Genomic DNA, 21,068 nt, shown 5'->3' with positions numbered 1-21,068 from the left:
AAGCCCGGGCACTATCTCATCATGGATAGCCCCCACACCAAACTGCTGGTCGTAGACGACGATCCGGCGCTGCGCCAACTGCTGGCCGACTACCTCAACCGGCATGGCTACGATACCCTCCTGGCTCCCGATGCCAATGATCTGCCGGCACGCATCACCCGCTACGCGCCCGACCTGCTGGTACTGGATCGCATGTTGCCCGGTGGCGACGGCGCGGACGCCTGCCGCCGCCTGCGCGAACAAGGCGAAGACATCCCCGTCATTCTGCTGACGGCGCGCGACGAGGCTGTCGACCGCATCATCGGTCTGGAGGCCGGCGCCGACGACTATCTTGGAAAACCCTTCGATCCGCGTGAACTGCTGGCTCGCATCGAGGCCGTCCTGCGTCGCAAACGCGGGCCCTCGGCGCTGATCAAGGACCAACCGGTCACTTTCGGCCCCTTTCTTTTCGATCCCACGACCCGCCAGTTGCTGCGCGACGGCACGATGGTCAAACTGACAGGTGGCGAGATCAATCTGCTCGAAGCGCTGGTCAGAAATGCCGGCAAACCGCTGTCACGCGAGCGGCTGCTGGCGCTGGCGCGCGATGACGACAGCGGCGAGCGCAATGACCGCGCCATCGATATCGCCATCCTGCGCCTGCGCCGTGCCATCGAAGATGATCCCAAACAGCCACGCTGGATTCAGACCGTCTGGGGTATCGGCTATCGATTCTCGCCCTGAGCGGCGCTCGCGATGACATTCAAGCTGTCCCACGCCCTGCCGCGTTCGCTGCGCACCCGGCTCATCCTGCTTGTCCTCGGCTCGGTGCTGCTGGCCCAGGCCGCGACCTTGGGTACGATTTCGTATTACCGGCACAAATTCATTGAGGATGTGGCGATCGGCTATATCGCCACCACCATTCGCACGCTGCGAGCTGCGCTGGCCCAGGTTCCCAGCGAAGACCGCGCCGAGTTCGTGCGCGCAGCCTCCCAGAACCAATGGCGTTGGTGGGCCAGGGGCCTGCCGGCGGAGGCCCGCCTGCAACGCTTGAACCGCCCGCCGCCTGACCGCATGGGGCCGGACGGCATGATGCCGCCGCCCGACGGCCCTCCTGGCATGATGCACCGGCGCTTCGACGACGATGACAGTGATAGACGCCACCGCCCTCCTCCTCCGCCGCACGACGATGTCAGGCGCGATTTGCGGCAATTGGTGCAGGAGCTCAACCTGCGCCTGAACGACGGCACGCGCGTGGCGCTGTCACGCGGGCCCCGCCCGGAAATCTTCATTTCGCTCGCCCCGAATACGGCCAGCGAAGATGTCCCCGCGCTGCGCGAATGGCTGGTCATCCCGCTGGACCGGCTGGATCCGCCCGTGGCAACGCCCATGGTCGCGTTCTGGCTGGGCGGGCTGGGCCTGGTGCTGTTGCTCGCGGCATGGTTCTCCTGGCATATCACCCGCCCGCTTACGCGGCTGGCCGACGCCGCCGACCGGCTGGCCGCAGGCCAGCCACAGCGCGTCGAGCCCTCCGGGCCGCACGAGACGCGCGTGCTCGGCGAACGCTTCAATGCCATGCTCGATGCACTGGCCGAATCCGATTCGGTGCGCCGCACCCTGCTGTCGGGCCTGCCTCACGATTTGAAAGGCCCTCTGTCGCGCATGTGGCTGCGCATCGAGATGACGGACGACCCGACTCTCAAGGATGGGTTGCGCAAGGACTTGCAGGATATGCAGCACATGGTGGATCAGTTCATCGGCTTTGTACGCGGCACGGATCCGGCTGCCTACCGCTACGCGCCCCTGAATCTCAACGAGTGGATCAGCGAACGCGTGCAGAGCTGGAAAGGCGCAGGCACGGATATCTCCCTTACCGCAGCCGACGACGATAGCCTGACCATCCAGGGCGATGCCGTCGCCTTGGGGCGGCTGCTGGACAACCTGATCGGCAACGCCTTGCACCACGGCGCGCCGCCCATCGACGTCCGGCTGCTAAACGATGCGCACTCCGCCATCATCGAGGTGGCCGACCACGGCGAGGGCATAGCGCCTCAACGGCGGGCCGAAGCGCTACGTCCTTTTGCCCGCCTGGACGGGGCCCGCACCCGCACGGGCAATGTGGGCCTCGGGCTGGCGCTGGCCGAAGCCATTGCGCGCGCGCACGGTGGCGACCTCGAACTCGACAGCGGCAGCAGCGGCGGCCTGCTGGTTCGCATCCGCCTGCCGCGCGCCTGATCGGATCGGACTCGCTCAGCCCGGCGGTGGCAACAGCGCCGCGGCGCGGCGCTCCCGGCCAAAAACCGAGCGGTAAGCCAGAATATTGAACACCAGAACCACTGGCACTCCGATGACCACCCCGGCCAGCACCAGGCGCATGGAGTCCAACGCCCCGCTACCGTCCCATATCGTCATGTCGTCCAGAATGAGATACGGGAAAAAGCTGTAGGCCAGTCCGGCCAGCATCAGCAGGTACAGCGCCACACACAACACAAAGGGCATCCAGGCGACGCGGTCCGCTTTGCCTGGCAGGCGGGCGAGCAACATTTCCGCCACCACGAACCCCAGCAGCATCAAGACCCATACGCCCGCGGCAGCCCCAAGGTGCGCGGCATTGCTCCATTTATAGAATATCCCCGCGTTGGCCAGCCCCAGCGTCACGGCAATCGCCACCATGCCGGCCGCCGTCCAGCGGATGCCGTGACGCGCCCACGACACCGCACGGCGCTGCAACTCGCCGTCAATGCGCATGACCAGCCAGCAGGCCCCCAAAAGCGCGTAAGCCGCTACTGCGCACAGCCCGACGAACAATGAGAACCAACCATAGCCCGAGTCGCTCTGATAGTCGGTGGCGATACGGCCCAGAACCATACCCTGGCCCATGGCCGCCAGAAGCGAGCCCACCCAGAACGCGAAAATCCAGCGCGGCTTGACCTCGGTGCTGGCGCGGATGCGAAACTCGAACGCGACACTGCGCAACACGATGCCCAAGACCATGACCACCAAGGGCCCGTAGAGCTTGCCCATGATCACGCCCCAGGCAAAGGGAAAGGCTGCGCCCAGCAAGCCTATGCCCAGCAAAGGCCAGAATTCGTTGGCATCGCGCCATGGGCTGAGCAGTCCCATCATGCGGCCACGCTCCTCGGCCGGCGCGAACTGCAGCAGAATGCCTACGCCGATGTCGAAACCATCGAGCACGATGCCGGCCGCAATAAGCAGCAAGAGCAGGCCCATGAACACCATCGGCATCCAGAAGGTCGGATCTTCCGGACTCAGGCCCAGCGATGCGGCCAAGGTGGCGATCATGATTTGCCTCCGATCTTGCGCACCGGCACCACTCCGTAGCGCGCGGCGTGAAACAACATCCCGATGAAGGCGCTCAGCAGCAAGGCGTATAACGCACCGTAACCGGCCAACCCCCACCAGAGCGTCGATGCAGACACGGCGCTGAGCACCTCGGATTGGGTGATCGTACGATTGACGATGTAAGGCTGCAGCCCGATCTGGGCCACCCACACCCCCAGCACGACCGATACGCCGCCGGCAAACATCATGCCGGTGAGCATACGCAACCACCAGCGCGGCATTGCCGCCGGATCGTAACCTCGGCGAAAACTCAGGCAAAAAGAGAATAGCGCGGCCACAAACATCATCGCCCCCAGCAGCCACAAGGCGCGCAGGGCCAGAAACACCATGGCGACCGGCGGTGACATGCCGGAAAACTTATCCAGCCCGATGTACTCCGCATCGGCATCCTGGGCCAGCCAGCGCCCCCCCGAATTGCTCAGGGTCAGGGCGCTCTGATTGCGCTGCGCCGCCGTGTCGGGCACGCCGAGAATGACCAGCTCGGGCGTGGTGCCACTGTGCCAATAGCCTGCCAGCGCGGCGGCTTTGGCCGGCTGCAACCGGGCCACCACCTCCCCCAGTCCCCAGGCCGCGGGCGCCTGCAACAAGGCGGCGGCCAGGGCGATCACCAGCGCGGTTTTGTAGGCATGGCGTTCGCCGCCCACCAGTGGCCGGCGCAGTGCCTGCAAGGCCGTCACGCCCATGATGAGAAAGGCGGCCGCCAGCATGGCCCCCAGCACCGTCAAACCCATGCGCCAGCCGAACGAGGGGTTGAAAATTACCCGGACCCAGTCATAGACCTGATAGCGCCCATCAACGATGGCTGCGCCATCCGGCGTCTGCAGCCAGGACTGCAGGGAAACCGCCCAACCCACCGCGACCACCTGGCCGATCGCCACCATGAGCACGGCCAGCGTGTGCGCCAGATCGGAGACCTGACGCTGCCCAAAGAGCATCACCCCCAGAAAACAAGATTTCAGGATAAAGACCGACAACACGCCAAATCCCAGCAGCGGACCGGCCACATTGCCGATCTTGTCCATCAGGCCGGGCCACAGGCTGGCCAACTGCACGAGCACAGGCATGGCGCTGACCAGCGCCAGCACGAAAGACAAGGCGAAGATACGGACCCAGAACCGGTAGGCGGCAAGCCAACCCGGTTGGCCGCTACGGGCTCGCAGCTTGAAAAACAACAGGATCCAGGCCAACGCCATGGAAAAGGCCAGGAACAAGGCCAGGAAGCTCAGGCTTGCCGTGAACTGGGTCCGGGCCAGCTGAAGAGGGGCGATATTCATGATGGGCGGTAGTGTAGAGCCACTTCCACGGGCATGGGAGGCGGGTTTGCAACGGAAGTCCTTCCCGAACGTGGCAAAATGGGTCTTTTGTGGCCGCATTTTTCGACTTCGCCCCAGAATGACCCAAACCCCCACGCCTCACGCAGCCAGCAATTACCTGCGCAATATCATCGAAGAAGACCTGGCGGCAGACCGCTTCCAGGGTAAGCGTTGGGCCGGCAAGCCCGGCCCGGCTTCCGTGCAGGCGGGCGGCGCTCCCGATCCGGCACGCATCCGCACGCGCTTTCCGCCCGAACCCAATGGTTATCTGCATATCGGGCATGCCAAAAGCATCTGCGTGAATTTCGGCATGGCCCAGGAATTCGGCGGCGTCTGCCACCTGCGCTTTGACGACACCAACCCTGAGAAAGAAGATCAGGAATACGTCGACGCCATCATGGAGGCCGTCCAGTGGTTGGGTTTTGACTGGAAGGCAGACGGCAACGACAACCTGTTCTTCGCCAGCGATTACTTCGAGTTCATGTATGAATTCGCCGAAGCGCTGATCGAAGCCGGCCATGCGTTCGTCGATGAGCAAAGCGCCGACCAGATCCGCGCCCAGCGCGGTATCTTGACCGAACCGGGCACCAACTCGCCTTTCCGTGACCGGCCGGCCGCCGAATCCCTGGTCCGGCTGCGCGAGATGCGCGATGGGGTGCATCCGGACGGCAGCCTGGTGCTGCGCGCCAAGATCGACATGGCCTCGCCCAATATCAACCTGCGCGATCCGGTCATGTATCGCGTGCGTCATACCACCCACCATCGCACCGGCGACAAATGGTGCATCTACCCGATGTACAGCTGGGCGCATCCGGTCGAGGATGCGCTGGAAGGCATCACCCACAGCATCTGCACGTTGGAATTCGAAGACCAACGGCCGTTCTACGACTGGATCCTGGCCCGGCTGGCGGAGCTGGGCAAGCTGGCACGGCCGTTGCCGCATCAGTACGAGTTTTCGCGCCTGAACCTGAGCTATATCGTCACCAGTAAACGCAAGTTGCTGCAACTGGTGCGAGACGGCCATGTGGACGGCTGGGACGATCCGCGCATGCCGACGCTGTTTGGCATGCGCCGCCGCGGCTATACGGCGTCGGCCATACGGCTGTTCTGCGACCGCACGGCCGTCTCCAAATCGGATTCGCGTATCGACTACAGCCTGCTCGAGCAGGCCGTGCGCGACGACCTCGACCCGACGACGCCCCGCTCGGTGGCTGTGCTCGACCCGATCAAGCTGGTCATCACCAACTACCCCGAAGGCCAGAGCGAAAACTGCAAAGCGCCCATCAACCCGCACGACCCCGAGGCCGGCCACCGCGAATTTCCCTTCTCGCGCGAGCTCTGGATCGAGCGTGACGATTTCCGCGAAGAACCTCCCAAAAAGTACTTCCGCCTCTTCCCCGGCAATCAGGTCCGCCTGAAGTACGGTTACGTCGTGCGCTGCACGGGCTTTACCAAGGATGAGGCCGGCAACGTGGTCGAAGTCCAGGCCGAGTATCTGCCCGACACCAAGAGCGGCACCCCGGGCGCGGACAGCGTCAAGGTCAAAGGCAATATCACTTGGGTAAGTGCCGCGCACGCGGTGCCCGCCGAGGTGCGACTCTATGACCGCCTGTTCGCCGATCCGCACCCGGACGGTGGCGATAAAGACTTTCTGACCTGCCTGAATCCGAACTCCATTCACACCGTTCGCGGCTGGCTGGAGCCGGGCACCCGGACCGAGCCGGGTGCCACCTGGCAGTTCGAGCGGCTGGGTTACTTCACGGTCGACAGTCAGGACTCGCGTCCCGAGGCGCCGGTGCTCAACCGCATCGTCACGCTCAAGGATTCGTGGGGCACGTAAACGCCCTTGCCGCCCCTTCGCGCAGCGCCCCCGCCCTGGGGGCGTTGTCGCATCCGGACGCCAAGCGTCACAAAGGCCGGACAAACCCATTTCACCAGCGACTCAACAGGGTCAGCCGGGTTATCATGCCCGACACTCCTGACCGGTCTGCACCTGCTTGCAGGCCGACCGCAAGACACCCCCTCATGACTACCGAACCTCTCGCCCTGGATTTCAAAAGCGCCACGCTCTATGCCATCCGCGTGGTGCTGCATAGCGCCGACCTCGAACCGCTGCAAGAAGCTCTGGCTAGACGCATGGCAGACGCTGGCAGCTTCTTCGAGAACGAACCCGTGGTGATAGACGCCAGCCGTCTGACCGAGACAGTGGACTGGCCCGCGTTGGTGCAGGCGTTGGCCGCGCACAATCTGCCGCCGATCGGAGTGGTCGCCGAGGGCGCCAATCTGCACGCCGCACGCAAGGCCGGCCTGACGCCGGTAGAACTGTCGACTACCGCAGCGCGCGCCCCCCAGGTTGTTGACCCTGCCCCCCCCAACCACGTATCAACGCCGGTGCCCGCTGCACCGGAAGCCAGCCCGGCGGCCAAGCAACAGATCAGTGTCGCGCTCAGTGGCGACGCCCAAGCCGTGCCGACCCGGGCAGCGCGAGAGACCACCGCGGCGGCCAATCACACGCCGGCGGCACCGCAGTCGTCAACGGCCCTGGTCATTACCAAACCACTGCGCTCCGGTCAGCGCGTCTACGCCCGCCACACGGACCTCGTGGTCATCGGCATGGTCAGCCAGGGTGCCGAGGTCATTGCCGACGGCAATATTCATGTTTACGGGCCCTTGCGCGGCAAAGCTATGGCCGGCGCACGGGGCGACACGTCGGCGCGGATTTTCACCACGCATCTGGACGCAGAACTGCTGGCCGTAGCAGGCGTTTACCGCGTCGTAGAAGACCGCCTGGACCGCAACCTGCATAATCAACCTGCGCTCGTGCGGCTCAACGGCGATACTTTGCATATCGAGGCGCTCAAAGGTTAAGACCTGAGTGGCTCCCACACACTTGTAAGAAGCCATTAAGGGCTTTTTGCTTTACGATAACGCGATTTATACGAACATAAGGGTTTGATCGTCATGACACGTATTGTTGTGGTGACTTCCGGCAAAGGCGGGGTGGGCAAGACCACCACCAGCGCCAGCTTTTCATCGGGCCTCGCCATGCGCGGCCACAAGACCGCGGTCATCGACTTCGACGTCGGCCTGCGCAATCTCGACCTCATCATGGGATGCGAGCGGCGCGTCGTGTACGACTTCGTCAACGTGATTCAAGGCGAGGCCAGCCTCAAGCAAGCCCTCATCAAAGACAAGCACCTCGAAAACTTATTCGTCCTGCCCGCCTCGCAGACGCGCGACAAAGACGCGCTGACGCAGGAAGGCGTGGGTAAGGTCATCGAAGACCTCAAGGAAATGGGCTTCGACTACATCATCTGCGATTCACCTGCCGGCATCGAAACCGGTGCGCTGCTGGCGGCCTATTACGCCGACGACGCGCTCGTGGTGACCAACCCCGAAGTCTCGTCAGTGCGTGATTCCGACCGCATCCTCGGCATTCTGGCAGCCAAGTCGCGCCGCGCCGTCGAGGGCGACGAGCCAGTCAAGGAATACCTGCTGCTCACGCGCTACAACCCCAAGCGCGTCATCGACGGCGAAATGCTGTCCTTGGGCGATATCGAAGACATTCTGCGCATCAAGATGATCGGGGTGGTACCCGAATCGGAAGCGGTGCTGCAGGCGTCCAACCAGGGTCTGCCCGCCATCCACCTCAAGGACACCGATGTGTCCGAGGCGTACAAAGATGTGGTGGCCCGCTATCTGGGCGAAGAACGCTCGCTGCGCTTTACTGAGTATGAGAAGCCCGGCTTCCTGAAGCGCCTGTTCGGAGGAAAGTAAGCAATGTCCTTCCTGTCGTTTCTGCTCGGCCAGAAGAAAGCTTCGGCCAGCGTCGCCAAAGAACGGCTCCAGATCATCCTGGCGCATGAGCGCTCAGGCCGGGGCGACTCCCCCGACTACCTGCCGCAATTGCAGCAGGAACTGGTGGCCGTGATTTCCAAGTACGTCAAGATCAATCCCGACGATATCAAGGTCAACCTTGAGCGCCAGGACACCCTGGAAGTGCTCGAAGTCAAGATCGAAATGCCGCAGAGCGAAACACAGGCATCCGCCTGATCAAGAAACACCCGGGCTTGACCCGGGTGCACAAAAAAAGGTTCATCGCGGAATAGCGTGGAGCCGTGCTTGATTGCCGTTACGCTTGATCCTTGATTTTTCAAGGATCAAGGCCGGGATCATGCTGGACCGCAAGACGATCGAGAGGTTGGGTGGGTGGGAAGGTTATCGGGTGGAGCGGGTCGTGTGGCCTGAAGGTGAGAGCCGGACGGTCACGATTTACCTGAAGCCTTCAGCGCGAACGATGCACTGCGAGCACTGCGGCAACCGATGTCGGCAGGTGCATGAGACGACCACGCGCCGGGTGCGGGATCTGCCGCTAATGGCGCTGCGAGTGACGCTGGTAGTGCCGCGTCGGCGGGTCTGGTGCGAGCAGTGCGGTGGACCGCATCTGGAGAGGCTGAGCTGGCTGGGCCGTTACCAGCGAGTGACCGACCGGCTGGCCGAGGCGGTCAGCCAGTTGCTTGAGTCCAGCAACATTCTGGCCGTGGCGCGCTTCTTCCAACTGGGTTGGCACACGGTCAAGGCGCTGGACAAGGCCCTGCTGCGACGGGCGATCCAAGAGCCGGACTGGAGCCAGATCCACTACCTAGCGATGGACGAGTTCGCTCTACACAAGGGCCATCGTTATGCCACGGTCGTTGTCGATCCGATCCGCCGTCAGGTGCTATGGATCGGTGATGGCCGCTCGCGCGAGACGGCCAGAGCCTTCTTCGAACAACTGCCAACTGGGGTTGCCCAGCAGATCCGGGCCGTAGCGATCGACATGACGACGGCCTATGAGCTGGAGATCCAGGCCAACTGCCCCAACGCCGAGATCGTCTACGACCTGTTCCACGTCGTGGCCAAGTACGGCCGTGAAGTGATAGACCGGGTGCGTGTAGACCAAGCGAACCAGTTGCGGCACGACAAGCCGGCCCGCCGGGTGATCAAGTCCAGTCGCTGGCTACTGCTGCGCAATCGCAAAAACCTCGATCCGTGCCAATCGGTAAAGTTGGACGAGTTGCTCCAGGCCAACCAGCCCTTGCTCACCGCTTATCTGATGCGCGATGAGCTCAAACAGCTGTGGTTCTACCAACACCCCGGCTACGCCCGCCAGGCATGGGATCACTGGCTGCAACAGGCTCGGGGCAGCGGCATCGCCGCCTTGGCTCACTTCGCGCTCAAGCTAAAAGCCTATCTGCACGGGATTCTGTCTCGCTGTCGCCACCGGCTCAACACCAGCATCGTCGAGGGCATCAACAACACCATCAAAGTCATCAAGCGCCGCTCCTACGGCTACCGCGATCAGGAGTACTTCTTCCTCAAGATCCGGTCTGCATTCCCCGGTATTCCTCGATGAACCCAAAAAAAGCCCTGCGCATGCCGCGCAGGGCTTTTTTTGTATGGGGGTTTATTTGCCGACCTGATCCCCGATCACGCCGCCAATTGCCGCGCCGCCCACCGTGCCGAGAATCCCGCCATTGGTGATCACCGCGCCGGCTACACCACCCAGGGCAGCACCACCAACCGTGCTCTTTTGACGATGACTCATGCCGTCCCAGGACGAGCAGCCGGCCATCGAGGCCGCCAACGCAACGGCCAGACATGCTTTGGAAATCGTTTTCGTCTTCATAGGGTTCTCCTGTTCTTGTGCCCGGGGTCGCACACCAGCAGCAGGTCTGACTACCTACGCGCTCCGTGCGCGCTCCTGAAAATTACCTGATCAGGATGACAAAAAACGGGCCTGAATGCTGTGAGGTTTACCCATTTTGCGTATCAAGAAATTAAAATTTCTTGCAAGTTGGGCAAAATATAACGGCCCATCCCTCTATTTGACCAGCCGTAACACGTCCCGAAAGCGAGGGTGTTCACACGTCTGCATCCACTCGAAGATAGCCATCTCGCTGGTGACGATGTCTGCCCCGGCCGCCCGCGCGCGCCGCAGCGCGGCATGATGGTCGGAGGCTTTGCGCGACCCGACGGCATCGGCCACGACAACGGCGCGCCAGCCTTGGGCAAGCAGGCCCAGCGCCGTCTGCAGCACACAAATATGCGCTTCGCAACCGGTCAGCAGGACCGTTTTTCGGGCTGGCGGCAGCCAGGCTTCGAAGCCTGGCTCACGCATGGCGGAAAAATGCATTTTCTGGAAGGTCGATTGCACCTGCTCGTTCAGGGGTGCCAGCGTACCTCCCAGCATGGGGCGGTGATGCTCGGTCGCCACGACAGGCACGTCAAGCAAGCGCGCCGCGCGCGCCAGTTTATCGGCCGTGCCCACCACATCCTGGCCCCGGTCGATGACCGGCATGAGGCGCTCCTGCATGTCGACGACTAGCAGGATCGATTGATCGGCGCTCAAGAGCATGACAAGTCTCCGCAAGGAGGAAGGCCCGCAGGCCTTCCCTTCAGGCTTATTTATTTCAACGCTTTATAGCGCAGGCGCTTGGGCTTGGCGCCCTCATCGCCCAGACGGCGTTTTTTGTCGGCTTCATACTCTTGGTAGTTGCCGTCAAAGAAGACCACTTGCGAATCGCCCTCGAAGGCAAGGATATGCGTCGCGATGCGATCCAGGAACCAGCGGTCATGGCTGATGACCATCACACTACCGGGAAACTCCAGCAAAGCATCTTCGAGCGCGCGCAAGGTTTCCACGTCCAGGTCATTGGACGGTTCGTCCAGCAGCAACACGTTGCCGCCCGCGATCAGGGTTTTGGCCAGATGCAGTCGTCCGCGCTCACCGCCCGACAACTGACCGACGATCTTATTCTGGTCACCGCCCTTGAAATTGAAACGTCCAAGATAGGCGCGCGACGGCATTTCGAACTTGCCCACGGTGAGGATGTCTGCGCCATCAGCCACCGCATCGAACACCGTCTTGACCGCATCCAGCGAATCGCGCGACTGGTCGACGTAGGCCAGCTTGACCGTCTGGCCACGTTTGATTTCGCCCGAATCAGGCTGTTCACGGCCGGCAAGCATGCGAAACAGCGTCGACTTACCCGCCCCGTTGGGGCCAATGATGCCGACAATCGCGCCGGGCGGCACCTTGAAACTCAAGTCGTCGAACAGCAGCCGATCACCATAGGCTTTGCTGACGTGATCGAACTCGATGGCCTCATTGCCCAGACGATCGCCCACAGGAATGAAGATTTCCTGGGTTTCGTTGCGCTTCTGGTACTCGTAAGAGGACAGCTCCTCGAAACGGGCAATACGGGCCTTGGCTTTCGCCTGACGGCCCTTGGGATTCTGGCGTACCCATTCCAGTTCTTTCTTGATGGTCTTCTGGCGGGCGGACTCGCTGGCCTCTTCCTGCTTCAAGCGCGCTTCTTTCTGCTCGAGCCAGGAGCTGTAGTTGCCCTTCCAGGGAATACCGTGCCCGCGGTCCAGCTCGAGTATCCACTCTGCGGCGTTATCCAGGAAGTAACGATCGTGGGTAACGGCCACCACGGTGCCTGGGAATTTATGCAGGAACTGCTCCAGCCACTCGACACTCTCTGCGTCCAGGTGATTGGTCGGCTCATCGAGCAGCAACATATCGGGCTTGGACAGCAGCAACCGGCACAGCGCCACGCGCCGCTTTTCACCGCCCGACAGATTGCCTACGGTGGCATCCCAGGGCGGCAGGCGCAGCGCATCGGCGGCAATCTCCATCTGGTGCTCGATGTCGTCGGCGCCATTGGAGGCAGCCGCCGCGATTACGGCCTCGAGTTCGGCCTGTTCGGCTGCCAGGGCGTCGAAATCGGCGTCAGGTTCGGCGTAGGCGCTATACACCTCGTCGAGTCGCTTTTTGGCGTTGAAGACGGCGCCCAGCCCTTCTTCCACCGATTCGCGCACCGTATGCTCGGGGTTGAGTTGCGGCTCTTGCGGCAAGTAGCCGATATTCAAGCCCGGCATGGGAATGGCTTCGCCTTCGATCTCCTTGTCCACGCCGGCCATGATTTTCAGCAGCGTCGATTTGCCCGAGCCATTCAGGCCCAGTACCCCGATCTTGGCGCCGGGGAAAAATGACAGGGAAATGTCGCGCAGGATCTGTCGCTTGGGCGGCACGATCTTGCCAACGCGATTCATGGTGTAGACGTATTGGGCCATGGACTCGGTAAGAAGGATGCGAATGAATACCGGATTGTAGGCGGTAACTGCCCAAGCCGGCACGATGGCCCTGCTGGTGCGACGGTAACGCCCGGTTTCTCAGGACGACACCGCAGTGGCGGGCCGACGGCGCAAACGCACCTGGGCCAGGCTCACGCCGATCAGGGCCAGCAGGCCTCCGACGATGTGGTAGCTGTGCGGCCGCTCTCCCAGGACAAGCGCGGCGATTGCCACGGTAGCAACCGGCATGAGGTTGAGAAAAATGCTTGCCCGATTGGGCCCCAGATAGCGCACGCCCTGCATCCAAAGAAACGGCGCGAACAGGGACGGGAAAATCGCCGCATACAGCACCAGAGGCAGGTTCTGTCCATTGAGTGGCGAGGGCGACGCCAGCAGGAAAAAAGGCAGTTGAAAGACCACGACGAAGGCAGCCTGCATGAATAGCGACTGCCATACGCCAATCTGCAAATGCCAACGCCGCAGCAGCACGCCGTAGAGGGCATATGACAGGGCGGCCAAGGCCATCAAGCCGTCGCCGAGGCTGCCACCGATCGCCAGAAGCCGGGTCGGATGGCCTTCGCCCATCAGGATGCCCAGGCCAAACAGCGCCACCAGCGCCCCGACCACGGCCATGAGGCTTGGCGCTTCACGCAGCAGCAGCGCGCCGACCACGATGGTCATCAGCGGTACGGTCGAGGTGATGATGCCCATATTGGTGGCCGTGGTGCTGGCTGCCGCCACGTACGACAGCCCCTGAAAGACGGCCATGCCCAGCGCCCCTAACACGGCCAGGCGCCACAGCACCGCCCGTATCTGCGCCCATTGCCGCACAACGCCGGGCAAGGCGAAAGGAGCCAACAGCACGAGTGCAATGAGCCAGCGGTAAAAACTGATGGCGGCCGGTGAAATGACACTGACCGCCATTTTGGTTACCACCATATTGACGGACCAGATGAGCGCGGCCAGCAAGGGCAACACCATATAACGGGCTGAAGCGGACGACATAAACGACGAAGACAGGGGAAACCCCAGGATAGTAGCGCGCAGCGGTCGTCGTCGTTGCCACACCCCTGTCAAGCGCGCGGGAAAGCGCGACAATACGGTTTTCGCAACTCACTGTCAGGTATCTCATGTCCGCCTCCGCCAAACCGCCCGCCGCGCTTGCACGATTCAGCGAGCCCGAACTCGAGATGCTGGCCAAAACCGCTGACGCCTTGAGCGCCTATCTCGGCCAGCCGGTACTGGCCGAGGTCGCCGAAAGCGAGGAAGGCACCGAATGGGCTGCCTTCGGCGTAGCACTGGACGCCCAGGCCACGCAAGAGGATGACCGTCCTCACATGCAAATGGGTGGCCCCGGCGCCCGGATTCTGGGCGGACGCGGAGGCCTGCCCGATACGGCTGCGCAAACCTACGATTGCCTCTATTTATGGGCCATCCAGATCTCGATGACCGAAGGCGAACGCTTCATCAAACTGGATCAGGAAGGGGAAGAGTGCGCGTGGTCTGACGTCTTGTCCGACGTGCTGCCTTTCGACCTCAGCGAAAACGCCGAAGACATCCTGGACGAAGACGAGGCCGACGACGACGAGGATGATGATCACGCCCATCGAGATCACGGCAGGCACGACCATCGGCATTGACTGCCCGCGCACCCGCGCTAGTCCAACCGCCCCTCCTGGACGGCATGGCAGGCCACGATGACGCCGGCGCCAGCCGGCAAGGCCTGCGGCGCCTCGCTTTTGCAACGCGCATCGGCATGAGGGCAACGAGGATGAAACGTGCAGCCTGGTGGCGGATTCAGCGGGTTGGGCACCTCGCCTGCGACGGCGGTGCGCGGTTCTCCTGTACCGTCGAGGTCCGGAATCGCTTCCAGCAACATCCGCGTATAGGGATGCCGTGGCTTCTGAAACAGCGCATCGCGACTGGCCACTTCGACGATACGCCCCAGATACATCACCCCCACCCGGTCTGCCACATGATGGACTACCGCCAGGTTATGTGAAATAAACAGATAGGTCAGGCCCAGTTCCCGTTGCAGGTCTTTCATCAGATTGAGCACCTGCGCCTGAACCGACACATCCAACGCAGAGGTTGGCTCGTCACAAACCAGAAACTCAGGCCGCACGGCCAACGCTCGCGCAATCGAGATGCGCTGGCGCTGACCACCGGAGAATTGATGGGGATAACGGCTGCCATCGGCCGGATCCAGACCGACCTGGTCGAGCAGCTCGGCCACGCGCTGCTCGCGCTCGGCAGGCGTCATCGTCGTGTGAGTCAGCAAGGGCTCGGCGATGATCCGGCCCACGCGCCAGCGCGGGTTGAGGCTGGCATAGGGGTCCTGGAAGATCATCTGCAGCCGGCTGCGCAACCTCCGGCCGCCGCGCCCCTGCATGCTGGAAAGCGGCTGGCCGTCAAAGGTGATGCTGCCGCGGGTGAGTTCATACAAGCCGACCAGCATGCGCGCCACCGTGGACTTTCCGCACCCTGACTCGCCCACCAAGGCCAAGGTCTCGCCACGCGCAATTTCGAACGACACCCCATCGACCGCTCGCAGCATGAGGCGGGGCTTGCGTGCCAGCTTGCGCTCCAACCAGGGTGCCGATACATCGAACCAGCGCGCGGCATCGTTGACTTTCACCAAAGCGCCACTCATGCCCGGCCCTCCTGCTCCAACAGCCAACAGGCTGCGCGCGAGGCCCCTGCGGCCACCAGTTCCGGCCGGTCGCGGCCACAGCGCTCGACACGCCGAGCGCAGCGCGGATTGAACGCACAGCCAGGCGGGATGGCGTTGAGGCGAGGCATGCTGCCATCGATCTGAACCAGGCGCCCCGCCCCGCCATGCAGTTTGGGGATGGAACCCATCAGGCCAGCGGTATAGGGATGTTGAGGCCGATGGATGACATCGGCCACAGGCCCGATCTCGGCCAGCCGTCCCGCGTACATCACGGCCACGCGATCCGCGGTCTCCGCGATCACGCCCATATCATGGGTGATCAACATGACGGCAGTGCCCTGTTCGCGGCAAAGCTTCTTCAAGAGCTCGATGATCTGCGCCTGAATCGAGACATCCAACGCGGTGGTGGGTTCATCGGCCACCACCAACTTGGGCTCGGCGGCCAGCGCCAGTGCAATCACGACCCGTTGACGCATGCCCCCGGAAAACTGGTGCGGATAGTGGTCGATGCGCTCGCGGGCGGCAGGAATGCCCGTGGCCGCCAGCAACTCGACAGCTCGCTCGCGCGCCTGCCGTGCCGTCAGCGGCAGATGCGTGACGATGGTCTCGACCAACTGCCGGCCTACGGTATAGAGAGGGTTCAACGACGTCAGCGGATCCTGGAACACCGCCCCGATCTCTCTGCCTCGCACGCGGCGCATCTGCTCGTCGGGCAAGTTGTCGATACGTCTGCCTTCGAGCAGGATCTCGCCCGCGCTGATGCGCCCGGGCGGTTCGAGCAAGCCGATGATGGCCGCGCCCGTCAAGGACTTGCCCGCGCCCGACTCTCCTACCACGCCCAAGACCTCGCCCGCAGCGATGGAAAACGAAACGTCGTCCAGCGCCTTGAGTACCCCGCGCCGGTTGGGAAACTCCACCGACAGATGCTGGACTCGCAACAATGCACTCATGATTGCCTCAGTTGAGCCGCGGATTGAGCGCATCGCGCAGCCAATCGCCCACCAGGTTTACAGACAGCACCAGCAACACCAACGCGGCACCTGGAAAGATGGTGATCCACCACTCTCCCGAGAAGAGAAAATCGTTGCCTATGCGTATCAGCGTGCCCAGGGAAGGAGCGGTCGGTGGCACGCCAACGCCGAGAAACGACAGCGTGGCCTCGGTGATGATGGCCGTAGCCAGATGCACGGTGGCCAGCACCAGAACTGGCCCGGTGACATTGGGCAGGACGTGGCGGAACATGATCACCAGCGAGGGCACGCCAATGACTCTTGCCGCCTGTACGTACTCACGGTTCTTCTCCACCAAAGTGGAGCCCCGCACCGTGCGAGCATACTGAGGCCAGCCCGCCAATGCGATGGCGCCGACCAACACCGGAAAGGCGATGATCTCGTGCATGTCGCGCGGTACCACCGCGCGCGCCACCCCATCTATCAGGAGCGCGATAAGAATGGCCGGAAACGACAGTTGCACATCCGCTACCCGCATGATGAACGCATCGATTCGCCCGCCCGCATAACCCGAAATCAGGCCCAGCACCACGCCTATCAGCATGGACAGCGCCACCGATGCCACACCGATGAGCAGCGACACCCGGGTGCCGTACAGAATGGCCGAGTACAGATCGCGGCCCTGGCTGTCCGTGCCCAGCAGGTACTTGCCCTGTCCATTACCGTCCCAGGCCGGCGGCAACAGTGCGTCGAGCAACTCCACGGAAACCAGATCGAAAGGGTTGTGAGGCGCGACCCAACCCGCCCCAAAAGCCCCCACCAGCATCAATACCAGCACGAGCGTGGCGCACATGGCCACGGGGGCATGGCGCCACGACCAGCACAAGTCGCTGTCCCACCAGCGCTTTAACGTCGTCCGCATCAATGCCCCCCCGCCTGGCGCGACAATCCGGCGCGCAGCCGCGGATCCACCACGAAGTACAACAGATCCACAACCAGATTGATGAGAACGAAGATCAACACGATAAGGCAGAGGTAGGCTGCCATGACGGGAATGTCAGCAAATTGCACCGCCTGAATGAAAAGCAAACCCATTCCCGGCCACTGGAAGACCGTTTCGGTCACGATCGCAAACGCGATGATGCCCCCCAGTTGCAGACCCGTGATGGTAATGACCGGCACCATGGTGTTCTTCAGCGCATGCCCGAAGTGGATAGCCCGGCGCGTCAAGCCCCTGGCCCGCGCGAACTTAATGTAATCGGCGCGCAACACCTCCAGCATCTCGGAGCGCACCAGCCGCAGCACCAGCGTCATCTGAAACAGCGACAGCGTAATCGCCGGCAGAATCAGGTGCTTCCAGCCACTGGCGGTCAGCAGGCCCGTCGACCACCATCCCAGTTTGACGGTATCTCCTCGCCCATAACTGGGTAACCAGCCCAGGTGCACGGAGAACACGAGTATCAGCAGAATGCCGATCAGGAAGGTGGGCAGCGACACGCCAAGCAGGGAGCCGGCCAGCACAAGCTGGGCCAGCCAGCCCTTGCGACGCAACGCGGTATAAACACCCAGCGGCAGGCCGATCACCAAGGCCAGACAAGCGGCGACAATGGACAACTCCAACGTGGCCGGAAGGCGGCTTTTGATCAAGCTGGAGACGGGCTCGCTTTGCCGCAAGGAAATACCAAAGTCGCCTTGCACGGCATTGCCGATGAAACGCGCAAACTGCAAAGGGGCAGGATCATCCAGACCCAACCTGTGGCGCAGCTCGCTGCGCTCGGCCGCCGTGGCGTCCTGGCCCAACATGATGGTCACCGGATCGCCCACGTACTGAAACAGTAGGAAGGCCAGCAAGGCAACGGCAACCATCACCACGGCTGCCTGCACGAGCCGTCGAAGTATGAATGCAAACATGGCAGCTCACTGCAAGGCGCGGCAGCTCGCAGGCAAGCCGCCGCGCATCAATCGATGCCGATCAGTCGACCTTTACCCAGTCGGCTACCAGACGATTGTCGGCGCGATGGATCACGCTGACATTCTTGCGCATCGCCCAGGGAATGACCTGGTCATGCAGCGGGATATGGCCAAACTCTTTGGCGTGTATTTCCAGCGCCTTATGAATATACGCATCCCGTTTGGCCGCATCGGTTTCGGTCTTGACGCGGTCAATGATCGCGTCGACATCTTTGTTGCTGTAGTTGCCGATGTTGTACATCCCGTCGGCACCCTCTCCTTTACTGTGGATGAGGTTTTGCAAGGTATACATGGCATCGAACGTGGGCACCCCCCAGCCAAACAGATAGACGCTGGTGTCGTTGCTCTGAACCTTGGGGAAATAGGTCGCGCGCGGCATGGCGTTTAACGCGGCTTTCACGCCCACCTTGGCCCACATCCCCACGATCGCTTGGCAAATGGCCTCATCGTTGATGTAGCGGTTGTTCGGACAGTCCAGCGTGAAGTTCAAGGTGCCGTCGTAGCCCGCCTCCTTGAGCAGAGCGCGGGCCTTCTCCGGGTCGTAGGGCACGCGCTTGTGCAGGTCCTCGGTCCAGCCATGCACCTGCGGCGCGATCATGGTACCGGTGGGTGCTGACAGGCCACGCATCACTGCCCGCTTGATGGCGTCGGCATCGATGGCGCGGTAAAGCGCCTCGCGCACCCGCGCGTCCTGGAAGGGATTCTTGCCCTTGATGCTGGAGTACAGCAGCTCTGGCCGCTTCTGGTCATAGCCGATGTAGATGGTGCGATATTCGTTGCCCTCGACCACCTTGGCCTGCTGACGCAGGCGGTCCAGATCCTGCGCGGCCGGGTCGAGCACAAAGTCGATCTCACCGGAAAGCAGCGCCGCGGTGCGTGTGGCGTTCTGCTTGATGGGAGTGAACACCACTTCCGTCACATTGCCGACCTTGTCTTTCTTGTTCCACCAGTCCGGATTCTCCTCGAAGGTGGTGCGTACATCGACTTCGCGCGATTTCAGCTTGTAGGGACCTGTGCCGTTGGTATTGCGCGCGGCGAAGGTCTCTTCCTTGTTGACGAAATCCTGAGGCTTGGCGACGTTGTGCTTCTCCGACCAGGCCCGATTCATGATGAAGACGTTGGGCAACTGCCGCAACAGCACCGGATTCGGTGCGGTCGTCTCGATCTCGATGGTGTGATCATCGACCTTGCGTGCTTCCTTGATGCCGGTCGTATAGGCCTTGTAATTGGATGTGGGAGCCATGGCGCGATGGATCGAGAATACGGCATCATCGGCCGTAAACGGCGCACCATCATGGAACTTGACGCCCTCGCGCAGTTTGAAGCGATACAACGTCGGAGAGACTTGCTCCCACGAAGTCGCCAGGCGCGGCACGACCTTGAAATCCTTGTCGTAATCCACCAGCGGCTCATAGACATAGCTATTGGCAGCGATGGTCATGCCTTCGTTCTGGGAGTGAGGATCGAAGGTAAGGATGTCGCCTTGAGCGGCCCAGCGCAAGGTTTTCGCTTGCGAGGCAAAAGGCATGGCAACAGCGGCGGCGATGGCCAACGCGATCAGGGTGCGGCGCATAAGAACTCCTGACATTATTCTGAATGATCGGCGGATATTGCCGTAGCGCCGAATGCCGCGTCAATTAAGGGTTTGCGCGCCTAGGCAATGCAGTATCCCCGAACAACCCGGCAGGCATCACCATAAGCATATGGAGCAGGGAAATATCGTGTCAGACCGGACCACGCTCGGTGTCAGGAGCGTGCACGATCACGCAGGTACAACAGATATCCCAGCGGCCACATGAGCCAGGCAAGCAGGCGGCCCACCGGATGGGTGAGACGGTAGGTGCCGGCAGCGGTCTGCCGGGCAGCGTGTTTCAGCAGCAACCGAAACCGCGTATAGCGCGCCGCAGCCATCAAAAATCCCTTGGGCCGAAAGCGAAACTGCGCGGTGTGGTGCTGCAACATGTCCCAGGCCAGAAGGTAAAGACCCTGCGCATTGCCCCCTGCAGAAACCTGTCCCTGACTCAGGCTATCGGCCGAGTCGTGATAAATGCGCACCACGCGATTGATGAAGCGGCTGCGATAACCGGCCCTGGCGATGGCCCACCAGACAAGGCTTTCCGGGACAAAACCGGGGACGTCTTGCGGAAACGGGAATTGCCTCAGGACGTCCGTGCGCATGCAGCCGAACTTCTCGCCCTGGACGCGGTATCGAAAATACATCTCGACGGCATTGCTATCCAAGACATCCGAAGGGAAACGATCTCCGACGATGCGGCCATCGGGGCGCGCACACAAGCCCGTGACGGCCACGAAACCAGCACGCTCGCCGGCCGGGATATCGCGCCATGCCTGGTCGAGTATGGCCAGCGCATCGGGCGTCATTTCGTCATCGCTATCCAACGCCACGATGAGTTCACCGTGCGCCTGCTTTACGCCCTGATTGAAAGCGGTTTTCTTGTGCTGGTTGTTTTGCCATACATAACGAATCGGAAACGCGCTGCGTGCCTGCCACTGGCCGACGATCTCCTCGGTATTGTCGGTAGAACCGTCGTCGACGATGAGCCACTCGAAGTCGCGCAAGGTTTGGCCGACCAGAGACTGGTAGACACGATGCAGCATGGCCGCCCTGTTGTAGGTCGGCGTCAGGACGGTGAAGCGGTAAGCAGGTTTATCCATGCGTTTGCGGGCTGTTGCTCA

At 62.2% G+C, this 21,068-nt stretch carries 20 protein-coding genes; 8 read left to right on the top strand and 12 right to left on the bottom strand.

Features of this window, described 5'->3' with window-relative positions; genetic code table 11:
• The first annotated feature begins 21 nt into the window (after positions 1-21).
• Entirely contained in the window at positions 22-723 is a 702-nt protein-coding gene (locus tag LK440_RS03685; protein WP_005015194.1) for a response regulator, read from the top strand.
• Positions 724-735: 12 nt separating this feature from the next.
• The gene (risK, locus tag LK440_RS03680; protein WP_005015195.1) at positions 736-2,214 is read left to right on the top strand and encodes a sensor histidine kinase RisK; all 1,479 of its coding nucleotides are present in this window, start codon (positions 736-738) and stop codon (positions 2,212-2,214) included.
• Between the two features lie 15 nt (positions 2,215-2,229).
• Here risK and LK440_RS03675 read toward each other — a convergent pair whose 3' ends face one another.
• Together LK440_RS03675 and LK440_RS03670 are read right to left on the bottom strand one after the other, a co-directional pair.
• A complete protein-coding gene (locus LK440_RS03675; RefSeq protein WP_005015196.1) occupies positions 2,230-3,282 on the bottom strand; it encodes a cytochrome d ubiquinol oxidase subunit II in 1,053 nt (350 codons plus the stop codon).
• Positions 3,279-4,616 (bottom strand): cytochrome ubiquinol oxidase subunit I, encoded by a 1,338-nt coding sequence (locus LK440_RS03670; RefSeq protein WP_025341192.1) that lies wholly within the window; start codon positions 4,614-4,616, stop codon positions 3,279-3,281. Before LK440_RS03670 ends, LK440_RS03675 begins: the two co-directional genes overlap by 4 nt.
• Before the next feature lie 118 nt (positions 4,617-4,734).
• On the opposite strand from LK440_RS03670, the gene LK440_RS03665 reads away from it, so the two are divergent.
• From LK440_RS03665 to LK440_RS03645, 5 genes are all read left to right on the top strand, one after another.
• Positions 4,735-6,495 carry a glutamine--tRNA ligase/YqeY domain fusion protein gene (locus tag LK440_RS03665; protein WP_005015199.1) on the top strand — a complete coding sequence of 587 codons (1,761 nt, stop codon included), beginning with the start codon at positions 4,735-4,737 and terminating at the stop codon, positions 6,493-6,495.
• A 185-nt stretch (positions 6,496-6,680) separates the two neighbouring features.
• On the top strand, positions 6,681-7,523 hold the full coding sequence (minC, locus tag LK440_RS03660; protein WP_005015201.1) for a septum site-determining protein MinC: 843 nt from the start codon (positions 6,681-6,683) through the stop codon (positions 7,521-7,523).
• A gap of 93 nt (positions 7,524-7,616) precedes the next feature.
• On the top strand, positions 7,617-8,432 hold the full coding sequence (gene minD / locus LK440_RS03655) for a septum site-determining protein MinD (protein WP_005015204.1): 816 nt from the start codon (positions 7,617-7,619) through the stop codon (positions 8,430-8,432).
• Positions 8,433-8,435: 3 nt separating this feature from the next.
• Complete coding sequence (minE, locus tag LK440_RS03650; protein ID WP_005015207.1) at positions 8,436-8,708, top strand: cell division topological specificity factor MinE; 273 nt, start codon at positions 8,436-8,438, stop codon at positions 8,706-8,708.
• Between the two features lie 121 nt (positions 8,709-8,829).
• A complete protein-coding gene (locus tag LK440_RS03645) occupies positions 8,830-10,050 on the top strand; it encodes an ISL3 family transposase (RefSeq protein WP_005012365.1) in 1,221 nt (406 codons plus the stop codon).
• A gap of 51 nt (positions 10,051-10,101) precedes the next feature.
• Here LK440_RS03645 and LK440_RS03640 read toward each other — a convergent pair whose 3' ends face one another.
• The 4 genes from LK440_RS03640 to LK440_RS03625 form a co-directional block, all read right to left on the bottom strand.
• On the bottom strand, positions 10,102-10,323 hold the full coding sequence (locus LK440_RS03640) for a glycine zipper 2TM domain-containing protein (protein ID WP_005015209.1): 222 nt from the start codon (positions 10,321-10,323) through the stop codon (positions 10,102-10,104).
• Positions 10,324-10,518: 195 nt separating this feature from the next.
• On the bottom strand, positions 10,519-11,052 hold the full coding sequence (locus tag LK440_RS03635) for an isochorismatase family protein (RefSeq protein ID WP_005015210.1): 534 nt from the start codon (positions 11,050-11,052) through the stop codon (positions 10,519-10,521).
• Between the two features lie 50 nt (positions 11,053-11,102).
• Positions 11,103-12,776, bottom strand: a complete 1,674-nt coding sequence (ettA, locus tag LK440_RS03630; protein ID WP_005015211.1) for an energy-dependent translational throttle protein EttA — start codon at positions 12,774-12,776, stop codon at positions 11,103-11,105.
• 99 nt (positions 12,777-12,875) lie between these two features.
• A complete protein-coding gene (locus LK440_RS03625; RefSeq protein ID WP_005015212.1) occupies positions 12,876-13,757 on the bottom strand; it encodes a DMT family transporter in 882 nt (293 codons plus the stop codon).
• A gap of 149 nt (positions 13,758-13,906) precedes the next feature.
• Between LK440_RS03625 and LK440_RS03620 the strand changes: the two genes are divergently transcribed.
• The gene (locus LK440_RS03620) at positions 13,907-14,416 is read left to right on the top strand and encodes a hypothetical protein (protein WP_005015213.1); all 510 of its coding nucleotides are present in this window, start codon (positions 13,907-13,909) and stop codon (positions 14,414-14,416) included.
• Between the two features lie 17 nt (positions 14,417-14,433).
• Here LK440_RS03620 and LK440_RS03615 read toward each other — a convergent pair whose 3' ends face one another.
• The 6 genes from LK440_RS03615 to LK440_RS03590 all read right to left on the bottom strand — a co-directional run bounded on the left by LK440_RS03615 (position 14,434) and on the right by LK440_RS03590 (position 21,047).
• Positions 14,434-15,429, bottom strand: coding sequence for an ABC transporter ATP-binding protein (locus tag LK440_RS03615; protein WP_005015214.1), 996 nt, complete (start codon positions 15,427-15,429; stop codon positions 14,434-14,436).
• On the bottom strand, positions 15,426-16,400 hold the full coding sequence (locus LK440_RS03610) for an ABC transporter ATP-binding protein (RefSeq protein ID WP_005015215.1): 975 nt from the start codon (positions 16,398-16,400) through the stop codon (positions 15,426-15,428). Before LK440_RS03610 ends, LK440_RS03615 begins: the two co-directional genes overlap by 4 nt.
• Positions 16,401-16,407: 7 nt before the next feature.
• A complete protein-coding gene (locus LK440_RS03605) occupies positions 16,408-17,322 on the bottom strand; it encodes an ABC transporter permease (protein WP_005019861.1) in 915 nt (304 codons plus the stop codon).
• Entirely contained in the window at positions 17,322-18,311 is a 990-nt protein-coding gene (locus LK440_RS03600) for an ABC transporter permease (protein ID WP_005015218.1), read from the bottom strand. The genes LK440_RS03605 and LK440_RS03600 overlap by 1 nt, the downstream gene beginning before the upstream one ends.
• A 61-nt stretch (positions 18,312-18,372) precedes the next feature.
• Positions 18,373-19,944 carry an ABC transporter substrate-binding protein gene (locus LK440_RS03595; RefSeq protein ID WP_005015220.1) on the bottom strand — a complete coding sequence of 524 codons (1,572 nt, stop codon included), beginning with the start codon at positions 19,942-19,944 and terminating at the stop codon, positions 18,373-18,375.
• A 173-nt stretch (positions 19,945-20,117) separates the two neighbouring features.
• Complete coding sequence (locus LK440_RS03590; RefSeq protein WP_005015222.1) at positions 20,118-21,047, bottom strand: glycosyltransferase family 2 protein; 930 nt, start codon at positions 21,045-21,047, stop codon at positions 20,118-20,120.
• Between the last annotated feature and the right edge of the window lie 21 nt (positions 21,048-21,068).

This window comes from Bordetella holmesii (genome assembly GCF_020735985.1).
GTDB classification, from domain to species: Bacteria; Pseudomonadota; Gammaproteobacteria; order Burkholderiales; family Burkholderiaceae_B; genus Bordetella; species Bordetella holmesii.
This window is presented reverse-complemented; position numbering and strand designations above follow the sequence as displayed.